The organism is Maricaulis parjimensis (genome assembly GCF_016817355.1).
Classification (GTDB): domain Bacteria; phylum Pseudomonadota; class Alphaproteobacteria; order Caulobacterales; family Maricaulaceae; genus Maricaulis; species Maricaulis parjimensis.
In genome coordinates this window covers 165,467-179,745 of record NZ_JADOTT010000004.1, presented here as the reverse complement: position 1 = coordinate 179,745, position 14,279 = coordinate 165,467, and the positions used below count along the sequence as shown (strand labels likewise).

Here is a 14,279-nt window from a genome sequence, read left to right as displayed (position 1 = left end):
CTGATGGCGGGCTGGAAATCCATGGCCTTCGCCGCCCTGGCCGGATTGGCGGTCAGCGCCTGTTCCACCCCCGGCTATCGCACGCTCAATCCCAGCTGCGTCGATCCTTTTCCGGACGCCAAATACAATCGCGATGGCCACCAGGACACGACTTATCTGGTCGCCGTCATGGCCGGTCGCTCACCGCGTGAGGCGGCGCTCCTGTCTTTCTACAATGAAGCGGCGGATGATCTGGCCCTGCGCTTTGCGGCGCCCCAGGTGAGCGTGTGGGCGAGCTTTGGCGGCTGGACTTACCGCCACCGGATCGTCGGCGTGCTGCATTCCCTGCATGGCGGGGGACCCGAAGCGGTGGACCGGCGGCGCGCCGATCTTCAGCGCAGCCTGGCCAATCGGCCTGCAGGCGAAAATGCCGACATCTGGCAGAGCGGGCTGATCATCCATGCGTTGGGTGACAGTTATGCCCATACGACGGGTGTGGGGGGCGACCAAGGCGCCTATGGCGAGCTCTACGGGCATCTCTTTGACGGCCATTCGCCGGATTATGTCGCCATGCGGCCGCCGGTCTATCGGGCTTATATCGAGGCGCTATACGCGGCGCTGGAAGTGCCGGGATCGGCAGACAGGGCGGCGTTCGAGGCCTTCAGCCGGCGGATTGCGGACCTGCCCTCCGGAGCGGGCGAGATCAGCCGTTTCGTCGAGACGATCCGCGCAGCGCGCGATGATGTCGCCCCGGCTCCGCGGATGGATTGCGAGGCTCTGGCCGGGCGTTTGACCATGCGCGAAGTGAGCCGCTTCCTGCGGGAGCTGGAAGCCGGGTTCAGCGGCTAGTCCTCGATATCGTCCGCGTCTTCTTCCTCATCTTCGTCTTCATCCAGCAGGCCCGCATAGGTCTCGCGGAAGAGGAACCAGATCGAGGAGAAGAGGGCGGCGATGACCGGGCCGAGAATGATGCCGACCGCACCGAACAGGGTCAGCCCGCCCAGGGTTGAAATCAGCACCATGAGGTCGGACATTTTGGCGTCCTTGCCGACCAGGATCGGGCGCAGGATATTGTCCGACGTGCCCACGAAGAGCGCGCCCCAGATCACCAAGCCTGCACCGGCAATATAGTGGCCGGTACCGATCAGCCAGGCGGCAGCCGGGATCCAGATCAGCGGCGGTCCGATCATCGGGATGATGGACAGGAGGGCGGCAATGGCGGCCCAGAAGATTGCGCCGGGAACACCGGCCACGAAGAGGCCGATCCCAGTCAGTACGCCCTGTACAATGGCGATCAGGAAGGAACCCTTCACTGTCGCGCGGATGGTCGACAGGGCGCGTTCGGCCAGGAGGTCGCGGCCTTCCTTGGTCATCGGCAGGAGCGAGACGGCGGAACGTCCCAGGGTGCGGCCGGACATCAGGAAATAATAGAGCGCATAGATCAGGATGAAGGTGTTGAGCGTGGCGATCAGGAAACCGCCTGTGCCCGCACGCAGGGAGTTCACCAGCACACGGCCGACCGTGCCGGCCAAATTGCCCAGCTGGGCCGTGACGCTGGCCTGGTATTCAATGATCTCGTCGCGGAAGGGCAGCCAGTCCGGCAGGCCGGTCAGCCCGTCCTGGCGGATCAGATTGACCTGTTCCTGAACCCAGGGCGAGACCATCTGGGTGACCTCGATCGCCTGGTCGGCAATGACGCCGAGCAAGATGGTGGCGGGCACGACGAAAGCCAGGATGGAGACGGTGACCAGCAGGCCCGCCGCCAGTCCACGGCGATCACCCAGTGTCTTCGCCAGCCAGTCATGCGGCGGGGCCAGGAAGAGCGCCAGAACACCGGCCAGGAAAAGCGCGGCGAGATAGTCCCGGATCATCCAGACGAAAACGCCGGAAATGATCAGGGCCAGCGCCGCGATGAAAGCGCGTTGCAGCTCGAGCTTGCGATGCGGGGTCATGGCCGGGCTCTATTCTCCTCGCCCTTGATGGGCGAGGGGGACCATTGCGCAGCAATGGTGGAGTGGGTGGGGGCGAGATCCATGAAATGGCGCACTCCGGGATTCACCCCTTCCGTCTCGACGCTTCGCGACGAGCCACCTTCCCCATCAAGGGGAAGGACGGATTTGGCCCTAGTCATAGAGCAGGCCCGGCAGCCCGGTCGCCAGCCAGGGCACGGCGGCGACGGCGATGATCGCCAGGATCTGGATGATCACGAAGGGAATGGCGCCGCGATAAATATCCATCGTCTTCACACTCGCGGGCGCGACGCCGCGCAAATAGAAGAGCGCGAAGCCGAAGGGCGGGGTGAGGAAGCTGGTCTGGAGATTCATCGCCATCAGCACGCCCAGCCAGACCGGGTCCACGCCCATCATCAACAGGATGGGGGCGACGATCGGCACGACGACGAAGGTGATCTCGATGAAGTCGAGGAAGAAGCCGAGGATGAACATGACCAGCATGACCACGGCCAGCGCGCCGAACACACCGCCGGGCACGGCGCGCAGGGCGTCGGCCACCGTGTCATCCCCGCCGAGCTCCCGGAAGATCAGGGAGAAGAGCGAGGCCCCGATCAGGATGACGAAGACCATGGCGGAGATGGTCGCCGTGGAGGACATCACCTCGTCCAACACGCCGGAGCGCTTGAGGCGGATCAGGCTGAGCCCGGCTCCTGCCAGGGTGATGAGGCAGAGAAGTCCGGCGGCCAGCATGCCCGGCAGGCCGAAATCGCTCACGAAATACCGTTCGCCCGAAATCAGGTTGGGGATGATGACGAGGGCGATGAGGGCGACCAGGGAGAAAAGGCCGGCATAGGCGAGGAGTTGTCCACGCTTGGCATTGGTCTTGGCACCGGCATTTCGGGCGCCGGCGATGAAGGTCGCGCCGACGGCACCAACGCCGGCGGCTTCGGTCGGCGTAGCCAGGCCGGCCAGGATGGAGCCCAGGACGGCGATGATGAGAGCGAGCGGCGGTACGAGGGCGTGCAGGATGGCACCCCAATCCGCCTTGGCCTCATCGCGCGGCGTGGCTGGCGCGCTTTCCGGTTTCCAGATGGCCATGGCGATCTGATAGGCGATGTAGAGACCGACCAGGAGCAGGCCCGGGATCAGGGCACCGGCAAACAAATCGCCGACAGACACGATATCCGGCGAGAAAATGCCCTGGGCGCGTTGCGCTTCCTGATAGGCATTGGAGATCTGGTCGCCCAGTAGAACCAGCACGATGGAGGGCGGAATGATCTGTCCCAGCGTGCCGGAAGCCGCGATGGAGCCGGCGGCAAGGCCTGGGTCGTAGCCACGCTTGAGCATGGTGGGCAGGGACAGAAGCCCCATCGTCACCACGGTGGCGCCGACAATGCCGGTCGAGGCGGCCAGCAAGGCGCCCACGACCACGACGGAGATGCCCAGACCGCCACGCAGGGAGCCGAACAGGGCGCCCATGGCTTCCAGCAATTCCTCGGCGATCTTGGACTTTTCCAGCATCACGCCCATGAAGACGAATAGCGGGACGGCGACGAGGATGGACCGGTCCATCTCCATCAGATTGCCGTAGATGCGCTGCGGGAAGGCCCGGAAATGGATCGGGTCGAACAGGTTCAGGCTGATCCCGATCAGCGCGAAGACGAGCGCCACACCGGCCAGGGTGAAGGCCACCGGATAGCCCCGCAACAGCGCGGCAAAGGCCGCGATGAACATGAGGAAGGGCAGGAGTTCGATGAAGAGTGTCATGCTCAGACCTCGGCCTCCAGCGATGCCGGAAGGTCGGGCGTTTTCTGGCCGGCCAGGGTCATGGCGGCGCGGGCGGCCATCGCCACACCCTGGATGATCATCAGGATGGCGAAGAGGGGAATGGCCGTTTTCAGAATGAATACAAAGGGAAGGCCGTCACTCTCGCGCGAACGCTCCAGAATGCGCCAGGCCGAGGCCATGTATCCGGTCGAGGACCAGAGGATGAGCGCGCTCATCGGAATGAGGGCGAGATAGGTGCCGAACAGATCGATCCAGGCTTTCGCCTTCTCGGAGGCCTTGGAATAGAAGACATCGACCCGGACATGTCCGCCACTCAGCAGGGCAGAGGCCGAGGCGAGCAGGAAGAGCAGGGCGTGCATGTAGATCACGCTCTCCTGCAGTTTCGTCGAGGCGAAACCGAAGACATAGCGCTGCACCACGATCACGGCGGTGACGATGACCAGGCCCAGGGCGAACCAGCGAGCCGCGCCGCCGATGGAGCGGGTGATGGTCTCTATCAGACGGATAACCCGGTCGTGCAGGGTCCAGACAAGACCGCGCATTTTAATGAAACGGCCGAGAATTCCTGTGACAAGCGGCAGGAAGGCCAGCGGGGCCAGCACGATGCCGATCCGTCCGGCCCACAGGCCGAATGTGTGGGCGATACCGGGGAGATTGGCTTGCGCCCAGCCGGCGACACCGCCGCCGCTGACACCATCCAGGATGACCAGCGCCACAGCGAGAATGAGGCAGGCCAGGATCAGGCGGTCGCCGTCACGCATGATCTAGCCGCCGAGCACGCGTTCGCGCTGGGCCATGTAGGGGAGTTCGGAAATCCGGCCCCAGCCCCGCATCTTGTCGCGCGCATCCAGATAGCTGTCATAGACCTGGCGCGTGAAGGGGTCGGCATTGCCGGTATCGGCGACGACCTGTTCGGAGATCGTGCCGATCTGTTCCCAGATCTCGTCGGAGAAATGACGCAGCTGCACGCCATGCTCATTGAGCAGCACGTCCAGCGCCAGCGCGTTCTGGTACTGGAATTCGGCAAGGGAGAGATTGTTCGCCGTGCGGCAGGCCGAGGCGATGATCGCCTTGTGGTCATCGGCCAGCCCATCCCAGACGCCGCGATTGATGCCGACGCTCAGGCAGGCGCCCGGCTCATGGAAACCAGGACCGTAATAGAAGGGGGCTTCGCGGTAGAAGCCGAAGGCGAGGTCATTCCAGGGGCCGACCCATTCGGTGGCGTCGATCGTGCCGTTCTGCAGGGCCGGATAGATTTCGCCGCCGGACAGGGTGACAGCGGCGCCGCCCAGTTCGCGAAGCACATTGCCGCCCAGGCCCGGAATCCGCATGCGCAGGCCCTGGAAATCGTCCAGCGTATTGATCTCGCGCTTGAACCAGCCGCCCATCTGATGGCCGGAATTGCCGGCCTGGAAGGGTTTGATGTTGAAGCCGCCGGACAGCTCGTCCCAGAGCGCCTGGCCGCCGCCATATTCCACCCAGCCCATGATCTCATAGGCGGTCATGCCGAAGGGAACAGCGGTGAAATAGTTGAAGGCCGGGGATTTGCCCTGCCAATAGTATTCGGCGCCGTGATACATGTCCGCCGTGCCCTCGGAGACCGCATCAAAGGCCTCGAAGGCGCTGACGATCTCGCCGGCCGCGTAGACGCGCACTTCCAGCGAACCGCCGGACATGCGGTTGATGTAATCGGCGACATTATTGGCAGCGGTACCCAGGCCCGGGAAATTCGCCGGCCAGGTGGTCACCATGCGCAGGCGGGTGACGCCGCGATTGACCGCCGGAGCGGCCGGTCCGGTGTTTTCCTGTCCGGTTTCCCCGCAAGCGGTCGCAACCGTGGCGGCAGCGATGGCGCCACCGCTGATGAATGTACGTCGATCCATGTCCGTCTCCCCCGGGAATCACTGGCGGCGCGCTGCGCCACTGCGTCATTCTTCCTCGTCATCCTCATGGATATCCAGTTCGGACAGGGCCTGCCAGCCCGAACTGGTGAGAACTTGCAGCGGTGTATACTGGGCCTTGTAGTTCATCTTGCGGCTGTCGCGTACCCAATAGCCCAAATAAACGAAGGGCAGGCCGGCCGCCTCGGCCTGGCGGACTGCGTCGAGGATGATGAAAGCCCCCAGGCTGCGGCGGTCCTGTTCTGGGTCGAAATAGGAATAGATCAGCGACAGCCCGTCCTTGAGGACATCCGTCAGGACGCTGGCCGTCAGCTCGCCCGCCGCGTCGCGGTATTCCGCGATATGGGTGCGCTGGGCGCCTTCCTCGGCCATCATCACGTATTCGCCGAAGGACATGCCCACCATGTCGCCATCGCCATGGCGCGAATTGAGATAGCGCGACAGAAGATCGAACTGTTCCAGCGTGGCGGTCTGGGCTTCGGTCGAGACCGTCAGATCCTCATTGCGGTTGAGGATTTTGCGCCAGCGGCGCTTCCAGTCGAATTCGGCGACATCGATCCGGACGGACTTGCAGGCGTCGCAGGCTTCACAGGCCGGCCGGTAGAGCACGCCCTGGCTGCGGCGGAAGCCGGCATGGGTCAGCGCGTCATTGAGGGCGGGGCCTTCGCCGACATCGATCCGGGTAAAGACTTTCCGCTCCCACCGGCCCGGCAGGTAGGGACAGGGCGAGGCCGCTGTCAGGAAAAAGGGTATCTGGCGTGTCGCAAACGGATGGGTCACGGGCCGGGCTTGTCGCTACTGCTTCGTGGACAGACTAACTCACGCCCATCCAAACGCGTAGAGCACAGAGATGTAAATCGTAAAGGCCAGCCAAAACAGGATCACCATGGGCGCGCCGGCCCGGATGTAGTCGGAGAAGCGGTAATGGCCCGGACCCATCACGAGCAGATTGGTCTGATAGCCGATCGGCGTTGCAAAACAGGTGTTTGCTGCAAAGAGCACGGTCAGGGCGAAGAGGATCGTATTGTCTGATCCGATCTGTTCGGCGGCCCCTATCGCGATCGGTGTGAACAGGATGGCCGTGGCGCTGTTGGACAGGAAATTGGTCAGCACGGCGACCACGATGAAGAGAGCGGACATCAGCGCCACCTCACCGAAGGGCGCAAACACGCTCACCACGGCGGAGGCCAGAAGTCCCGCGCCCCCGGTATCCTGAAGGGCCGTGCCCAGCGCGATGGCCGAGCCGATCAGCAGGAAGACCTTCATGTCGATGGCCCGCGTGGCCTGGCGCGTATTCAGACAGCCCGCCGCAATCATCCCGACCGCACCCAGGAAGGAAGCGACGACAATCGGCAGAAGGCTGGTGGCCGCGCAGACCACAACAGCACCGAAAATGATGCGGGCAGCAGTGGCCCGGCGCGGATCGGCCAGCGCCTGGGTCGCCCATTCCATCAGCAGCAAATCCCGGTCGGCGCGGAGCTGACGCATGGATTCAGCCGACCCGAACAAGAGGAGGGTGTCACCGGCTTCCAGACGGATCTCGCCCATGCGCGAGCGGATCATGCGGCTGCGGCGCTGCACGCCCAGCACGATACAGCCCGTGGCGTGGCGGAAACCGATCTGCTGGATCGTGCGGCCTGTCAGACGCGAACCCGGTGCGACGACCGCCTCGGTCATCAACAGGCTTTCACCCGGGGTCGGGTTCTCGCCTGGTCCGGAGGCGGCCAGCATGCCGCGCATGAAATCGGCGCGCTTGGAGAAGAGATTGGACAGGGTCTGGCGCGTGGCCGCCACGATGACGAGATCGCCGGCTTTCAGCTCGATCTGGTCGAAGGGCGGCAGGAGCGCGTGTTCGCCCCGCTGGATCATGCGGACCGTCATGTCCGGCAAGTCCTGGAACATGCCCATGACCGGCTTCTTGCCGACCAGGGGGTGATCCGAAGTGACTTCCAGCTGGGCGATATACTGACGGCCCTTGGCACCACCGGCGATCTCCGTCTCCATCGTCGCCCGGTCCGGCAGAAGGCGCGGCAGGATGAGGACGATGTAGATCAGACCGACCCCGGCCAGGTAGAGACCCGGACCCGTCGGCGTGAAGAAGTTGAGATCGAGGGCCGAGATCGCGCGCAATTGTTCGGCTACCAGAAGGTTGGTTGAGGAACCGATCAACGTGGTCATGCCGGCCAGAATGCAGACATAGCTCAGCGGAATGAGGAGTTTGGACGGGCTCTGTTCCATCCGGTGGGCGATGGCTACCAGGATGGGCACGAACATCACCACGACGGGCGTATTGTTGATGAAGGCCGAGACGATGAAGGCAAAGGCGAACATCGTCACCAGGGTCAGGGTGGGCCGCTGGTCATAAGAGGAGAGCAGGAATTGCGTCGGCCCCTCCATCGCCCCGGTCTGGAATATGCCCTGACCGACGATGAGGAGGCAGAGAATCGTGAACAGCGCCGGATTGGCGAAACCGGCCAGCATGCGCGCCGACCAGTTCACATCCTCATGCCCGGCCAGTTCGACCGGGAAGACATTGAAGAAGAGCAGAAGCAGGGCGACGATGCCCGCCGACACCATCTCGATCGGGAACCGGTCCCAGATAAACAGGCCCACGGCGATCACCAGACCGCCCAGAACCACCCACATCTGCCAAGCGCCGAGCGCCGCCAATTCAGCCGCCAAATCACTCATCTCGATTTCGGGAAAAACAGGTTCGGGTCATCCGTTCCCGGACGCTACCATGCGTCCGGCGGACTTGCGAAGCCTTTCCTGAATGTCTGAGTGAATTGGTCGCGGATCAGAGTTCGTGACCGTTGGGAAGAACCGGGGCTTCACGTAGCAGGACAATGGAAATCCGGCGATTGCCCGGCATGAAGGGATCATCCGGATAGAGCGGTTCGGACCCGGCCTTGCCGCGCACTTCATAGATCCGGTCATTGGAGATGCCGGCGCGCTGCAGGACGGCGCGGGCCGCATTGGCGCGGTCAGCGGACAATTCCCAATTCGTGTAGTCCAGATTGGTCGCCGGAGCGCTGTCCGTGTGACCGGCAATGGAAAGCCGGTTGGGCAGGCGTTCGGCGATCCGGGCGACGGCGCGCAACAGGGTTACGGCGCGGTCATTGGGTTCCACGGCCCCCGGATTGAACATCGGACGGCCTTCCTGGTCGATCAGCTGGATGCGCAGACCTTCCGGGGTTTCGTCGACAATGATGTGGTTGGAGAGCTCGGCCAGTTCCGGCATGTCCTGCATGGCCTGACGCAGGGACATGGCGGCAGAGTGCAGCTGCGCGCTGTCGCGGCGCTGCTGGGCTTCGGCAAGAGCAGAGGCGGTGACTTCGACTTCCGATTCCTCGACCGCTTCCGGCGAGCCTTCCGGCTGCTGCTGGCGGTCGCGGTCATTGAGTTGCGGGGCGGTCGGCGCGAGGCGCTGGCGCATGGAACTGTCGCCGGAACCCTGCACGCCATCATCACCCGGTGCGGTACCGGCAAGCGGGGCGCCGGAGCCGGAATTGGCCGGCGAGACGCTGGCCGGGGCAAAATAGTCGGCAATGCCGCGCTTTTGCTCAGGCGTGGTGGTATTGATGAGCCACATCAGCAGGAAGAAAGCCATCATCGCCGTCACGAAGTCGGCATAGGCAACTTTCCAGGCACCGCCATGGTGTCCGCCGCCGCCGCCCTTGACGACTTTCTTGATGACAATCGGCTGATCCTTGGCCGCCATGTCCACCCACCTTGTTTCTAGGTCCGTCTCTCCTGTAGACGGTTAGCGTTAAGGCCAGGTTTCATTTCTCGATTGCGAAAGGTTCCGCATTGACCGACAGCCGCACCTACCGCGACGCACTCGGGCGCTATCCGACCGGGGTCACCATCGTCACTACGTTTGACGAGGGCAAGGCGATCGGCATGACGGTGAATTCCTTCGCCTCGGTCTCGCTGGATCCGCGCCTGGTCCTGTGGTCGGTCGAGCACGGGACGGAGCGTTACAAGCGCTTCGTGGATGCCAAGGATTACGCGATCAATGTATTGGCGGCGGACCAGGCTGGCCTGGCCCATGCCTGTGCCATCGAACCGGATCTGCGCGCCTGCCATGCCGCCTGGGAAGGTGAGACCGCTCCGCTGATCGAGGGCTGTGTGGCGCGTTTCCTGTGCCGCCAGAATTCGGTGATCACGGCGGGCGACCATGACATCATCATCGGCGATGTCGTCGATTTCGATACGCCGCGCGACGTCTCCGCCCTGGTCTTCTACACCTCGAATTATTGCGAGCCGGGCTGAAGCACCAGCACGCTGGCGCCCTCGGGCGGCGTGTCCGCCGTCCATCCCGTCGGGATTTCCAGATATTCGCCACGGCCCCAGAGCGGAGCCAGATCGTCATAATGGCGCGACATGACATTGCCGGACTGTCCGGTGGTGATCATGAAGCGCGAAGCGTCCGGATCGGCCATGTCATAGAGCGCCCGGTAGGAGGCACCGTGATAGACGGAATAGCCCGGCCGGCGGAAGGAATAGTGCGCCACATTCACCGTCGCTCCATCGCCCGGAATGGGCGTGGTGATGGTGAAAACATCCCGCAGGACCGGGAAATCGGAAAACGGCGTGTGGGCATGGCGGGCATAATGGACATCGCCCCAGCGCCAGGCGTCGAGATCCGTGCCCTGGTCGGCGGCCGTCAGCGTCAGGGCGCGGTCCAGCGCCGGGCCCAGCAGGTCTTGGCAGGTCTCTGTCTGCGGCGAGTTGATGTCATCGCACCAGGCTGACAGCTCTCCCGTCAGCACATCCATCAACAGGACACGGCGGTCGGCATACCAGCGCGGGAAAAGCTCACCCAGATCATCGGCATAGATGGCGCGGTTCAGTTCGCGCACCCAGGCGGCATAGATCAGCGGTTCCGGCCGGTCGACGGCCATGTCGCCGTCCCAGCTTTCCAGCATGGTTAGCGCCTGGCTGCCCAATTCGGTATCCGGCTGCGCTGTCAGAAGCACGGGCAGGATGCGCAGCGCCATGTCCGAAACCGTGTCGGTCTGCAGCGCGGCCATCGAGTCCAGATCATGCACGGGCTGACTTTCAATCCCGTCATAGATGCGGCGGATACGGGCGACGCCATACCATTCACTGGTCAGATAGTGCGGATAGCCGTCCGGCACGATCTTGTTGTTGGCGGTGGCAATGAAGCCGCGCTCCGGATTGCGGGTATGGGGCAATTCCTCGAAGGGAATGGTGGAGACCCAGTTTCCGTCTGCATCCCGCACAGGGATGCGGGAGGGGGCGTAGAAGCCGATATCGCCATCGCGGGCGGCAAAGACGATATTCTGCTGCGGGGCGACGAAGCCGCGGACGGCGGCCACGAAATCATCCCAGTTTTCCGAGGACAGAATGTGCAGGCCAACGCCCGTCGTGGCGTCGTCCGGCTCATCCAGCATCCATTGCAGGGCGAAGAAATCGGCGCCCTCCGGCACGGCATAATCGAAATGGGCCGGGTCCAGGACCGGGCCGGTCGCGGTCTCGCGCCGGGTGAGGGTAATGTCCTCGCCGAAGCGGACGGAAATGTGTTCCTCGCGCTCACCGATGACGGCATCGGCGGTGACGGCGTGGAGATCACCGACATCGGGACCGGTATTGGTGAAACCCCAGGCAATGTCGTCATTGCGCCCCAGCGTGACAAAGGGCGTGCCGGGCAGGGTGGCACCGACGGCACTGCCCTCTGGCGTGGTCAGGCGGGCGAGATACCAGATGGCGGGCGCGCGCAGGCCCAGATGCGGGTCATTGGCCAGGATGGGCAGGCCGGAGGCGGTTCGGCTGCCGGAGAGAACCCAATTGTTGGAGCCGTCGCGGCCATTATCCTCGGGCCCCTGAACCGGGGCAGGTTCCACCAGGTCGGGCATGTCCTCGCTCAGCCCGATATCCGCCATGGTGAGCGAACGCGGCGCGTCGTCGGGATAGCGGCCAATGAATTCCTCGGCACGTTCGGCGCCCAGATGCGCGTCCAGCGCAGCGCGGGCGGGTTCTTCAAAAGCATTGCCGAACAGGTCCAGCGCGATCGCCTTGTAGACAACCACCGTATCGGCCGGCGTCCAGGGCTCCGGCGAGGCCATCAGGATCTGGAATTCTGGCGGCGGGATGAAGCCGGGCGCCCCGATCACCGCATTGACGCCATCGGCATAGGCTTCCAGCGCGGCAATGACATCGGCGGGCAGGGCGTTGACGGCTTCATCGGCCGCCTCGCCCAGTCCCATCGTGCGGAAGAAGATGTCGGTCTCCACGGCCGGCGGTCCGATCAGTTCGGCGACCCGGCCGCGCAGGGCCCGGCGGGTGATCTCCATCTGCCAGAGCCGGTCCTGGGCATGGGCCACGCCCAGCGCGTAATAGGCGTCATGACCATTGCTGGCGAAGATGTGGGGAATGCCGTGCGCGTCACGGATGATCCGGGCTTCATCCTCCAGCCCGGCCATCGCCATCTCACCGTGGGTCTGGGGCAGGGAGGCGTAGAGTCGGTTGGCCATCACCAGGACAAACAGGACAGCGAAACCGGCCAGGCCGGCCACAGTCCAGGCGGCATAGCGAAGAAGACGTGCGATCATGATGACTTGCTCCCCGAATGGCGGAAGACTAGCAAGGGGTTGAAGAGAAGGGGAGCCGCTTATGTCACGCTGTACATTCCTGGGCCTGGGCGTCATGGGCTATCCGATGGCCGGCCATCTCGCCGCCGCCGGACATGAGGTTGTCGTGTGGAATCGCACGGCCAGCAAGGCGAAAGCCTGGGCGGACCAGCATGGCGGCCAAGCAGCCGATACGGTCGAGGCGGCGGTGGCCGAGGCGGATTATGTGATGGCTTGTCTGGGCGATGATCCGGATGTCCGCGCCGTCGCGGAACAGGCGATTCCCGCCATGAAGCCGGGCGCCATCCTGATCGATCACACCACGGCCTCTGCCGAGCTCGCCCGCGAGCTGGACCTGGAAGCGCGCGAGGCCGGGATCGGCTTTCTCGATGCGCCGGTCTCCGGTGGGCAGGCGGGTGCGGAAAACGGCCAGCTGACCATTATGTGCGGCGGTGAGGCGGACACGTTCGAGCGGGCCGAAAAAGTGATGGATGCCTATGCCAAGGCGATGTCGCTGATCGGTCCGGCGGGCGCCGGCCAGCTGTGCAAAATGGTCAACCAGATCTGCATTGCCGGCATCGTCCAGGGGCTTTCGGAAGGTTTGCATTTCGCCAAGCGTTCCGGGCTCGATCCGGAATTGGTGATTGGCGCCATTTCCAAGGGCGCGGCCCAGTCCTGGCAGATGGAAAATCGCTGGAAGACGATGGTCGAGGACAAGTTCGACTATGGTTTTGCCATCGACTGGATGCGCAAGGATCTGCGCATCACGTTGGAAGAGGCCCGCCGCAATGGCGCGCGCCTGCCTGTCGCGGCGCTGGTCGACCAATTCTATGCCGATGTGCAGGCCATGGGCGGCAATCGTTGGGACACGTCCAGCCTGATCGCTCGGCTGGAGCGCGATCTGTGACAGAGGATGGCCGCCTCATCCGGACCGATCCGGTGGCGATGGGCGTCTGGAAACGCCTGACGACCCAATTTGCGGTCTGGCGAATGATCGTGTTTGCCGGTTTTTCGCGGCGCGCCCTGCTGCAATTTTCCAATGACCAGATGACGCCTCTGGCCAGGGCGGTGCATTGGAAGGTCGGGCTGGGCCTGCTGGGCGGTCTGAGTGATGAGCAGGTGGACTTCCTGCTCGCCTTTGCCCGGATCAATGCGCGCAAGGTGGAACGGGTGTTCCGCACCTCGACCCTGATTCTGGTCTCGGTTCCGGTGGCGGGCGTCTTCGGTCTGACCGAGATTGATCCGGGTATCTGGGTGCGGCTGGGCTTTGCCCAGATGGATACGTTGATCCTCGTCCTGGCGATCTGGATGCTGGCCAGCGGGGTCATGTTGGCCGCGTCCTGGCGCGCGAACGAGCTCGTGGAACTGATCGAGTTCGAGCAGGCACGCCGCCAGTACGACGCCGCCCGGCGCGACAAGGCCTCTGCCGAATGAGTGTCGAAACCCTCTTCCTCTGGCTGGACTATGCCGGGATCGGCTTCTTTGCCTATTCCGGCGGCATGCTGGGTGCCCGCAAGGCGCTGGACCCGTTCGGCGCGGCCATTGTCGGTGCGGTGACCGGCATGGGCGGCGGCACGCTGCGCGATGTTCTGCTGGGCGAGCTGCCGGTCTATTGGATCGAGGAACCCAATTATCTCGCCGTCGCCGTGGGCGGGGCGCTGCTGGGCTATTTCACCTCACCCTGGGCCCAGGCCATCGCCACCCGGCGCGCTGCCCTGATCTGGGCCGATGCGATCGGCCTGTCCGTTTTCTGCGTCATCGGTGCCCAGGCCGGCCTGGCGGCGGGTGCGCACTGGACCATCGCCATCCTCACCGGAATGATGAGCGCGGCTTTTGGCGGCTTGCTGCGCGATATCATCGTCAATGATGTGCCGCTCATCCTGCGCGAGGACATCTACGCGCTGGCGGCTCTGGCGGGTGCTGCGGCCTATGTCGCGGGACTGGCGCTGGACCTCAATCCCAGCCTGGTGACGCTGGTTTCAGCCGGTCTGGCCTTCGTGCTGCGCGGCTGTGCCATCCAGTTCAAATGGCATTTGCCACCGATCAAGCTGGGGGAGTGAGGG

General features: G+C 64.0%; 13 protein-coding genes. 5 read left to right on the top strand and 8 right to left on the bottom strand.

The annotated features are described in order from the left end of the window. Positions 1-3 precede the first annotated feature (3 nt). Positions 4-828 (top strand): hypothetical protein, encoded by an 825-nt coding sequence (locus tag I0K07_RS08445; protein ID WP_203292402.1) that lies wholly within the window; start codon positions 4-6, stop codon positions 826-828. Here the strand turns inward: I0K07_RS08445 and I0K07_RS08440 are convergent. The 7 genes from I0K07_RS08440 to I0K07_RS08410 form a co-directional block, all read right to left on the bottom strand. After that, the gene (locus I0K07_RS08440) at positions 825-1,931 is read right to left on the bottom strand and encodes an AI-2E family transporter (RefSeq protein WP_203292401.1); all 1,107 of its coding nucleotides are present in this window, start codon (positions 1,929-1,931) and stop codon (positions 825-827) included. The two genes, I0K07_RS08445 and I0K07_RS08440, sit on opposite strands and share 4 nt — an antisense overlap. A 171-nt stretch (positions 1,932-2,102) precedes the next feature. Continuing rightward, positions 2,103-3,698 (bottom strand): TRAP transporter large permease, encoded by a 1,596-nt coding sequence (locus I0K07_RS08435; RefSeq protein WP_203292400.1) that lies wholly within the window; start codon positions 3,696-3,698, stop codon positions 2,103-2,105. A gap of 2 nt (positions 3,699-3,700) precedes the next feature. Then, positions 3,701-4,480: a TRAP transporter small permease subunit gene (locus I0K07_RS08430; RefSeq protein WP_203292399.1), complete on the bottom strand. Its 780-nt coding sequence runs from the start codon at positions 4,478-4,480 to the stop codon at positions 3,701-3,703. Positions 4,481-4,483: 3 nt separating this feature from the next. Then, positions 4,484-5,602, bottom strand: a complete 1,119-nt coding sequence (locus I0K07_RS08425) for a TRAP transporter substrate-binding protein (RefSeq protein ID WP_203292398.1) — start codon at positions 5,600-5,602, stop codon at positions 4,484-4,486. Between the two features lie 45 nt (positions 5,603-5,647). After that, positions 5,648-6,400: an arginyltransferase gene (locus tag I0K07_RS08420; protein WP_203292397.1), complete on the bottom strand. Its 753-nt coding sequence runs from the start codon at positions 6,398-6,400 to the stop codon at positions 5,648-5,650. Positions 6,401-6,439: 39 nt separating this feature from the next. After that, positions 6,440-8,311, bottom strand: coding sequence for an SLC13 family permease (locus tag I0K07_RS08415; protein ID WP_203292396.1), 1,872 nt, complete (start codon positions 8,309-8,311; stop codon positions 6,440-6,442). Positions 8,312-8,417: 106 nt separating this feature from the next. Beyond that, positions 8,418-9,341 (bottom strand): flagellar motor protein MotB, encoded by a 924-nt coding sequence (locus tag I0K07_RS08410; RefSeq protein WP_203292395.1) that lies wholly within the window; start codon positions 9,339-9,341, stop codon positions 8,418-8,420. An 89-nt stretch (positions 9,342-9,430) separates the two neighbouring features. Here I0K07_RS08410 and I0K07_RS08405 point away from each other — a divergent pair, with 89 nt between their 5' ends. Then, positions 9,431-9,895, top strand: a complete 465-nt coding sequence (locus tag I0K07_RS08405; protein ID WP_203292394.1) for a flavin reductase family protein — start codon at positions 9,431-9,433, stop codon at positions 9,893-9,895. Here the strand turns inward: I0K07_RS08405 and I0K07_RS08400 are convergent. Beyond that, positions 9,877-12,198, bottom strand: a complete 2,322-nt coding sequence (locus I0K07_RS08400; RefSeq protein ID WP_203292393.1) for a penicillin acylase family protein — start codon at positions 12,196-12,198, stop codon at positions 9,877-9,879. The genes I0K07_RS08405 and I0K07_RS08400 overlap by 19 nt on opposite strands. 61 nt (positions 12,199-12,259) lie before the next feature. Between I0K07_RS08400 and I0K07_RS08395 the strand changes: the two genes are divergently transcribed. Genes I0K07_RS08395 through I0K07_RS08385 form a run of 3 tightly spaced genes read left to right on the top strand, consistent with a single transcriptional unit; the run spans position 12,260 to position 14,276 of the window. After that, a complete protein-coding gene (locus I0K07_RS08395) occupies positions 12,260-13,123 on the top strand; it encodes an NAD(P)-dependent oxidoreductase (RefSeq protein ID WP_203292392.1) in 864 nt (287 codons plus the stop codon). After that, positions 13,120-13,650 (top strand): hypothetical protein, encoded by a 531-nt coding sequence (locus I0K07_RS08390; protein WP_203292391.1) that lies wholly within the window; start codon positions 13,120-13,122, stop codon positions 13,648-13,650. Before I0K07_RS08395 ends, I0K07_RS08390 begins: the two co-directional genes overlap by 4 nt. After that, the gene (locus I0K07_RS08385; protein ID WP_203292390.1) at positions 13,647-14,276 is read left to right on the top strand and encodes a trimeric intracellular cation channel family protein; all 630 of its coding nucleotides are present in this window, start codon (positions 13,647-13,649) and stop codon (positions 14,274-14,276) included. Before I0K07_RS08390 ends, I0K07_RS08385 begins: the two co-directional genes overlap by 4 nt. Positions 14,277-14,279: the final 3 nt, after the last annotated feature.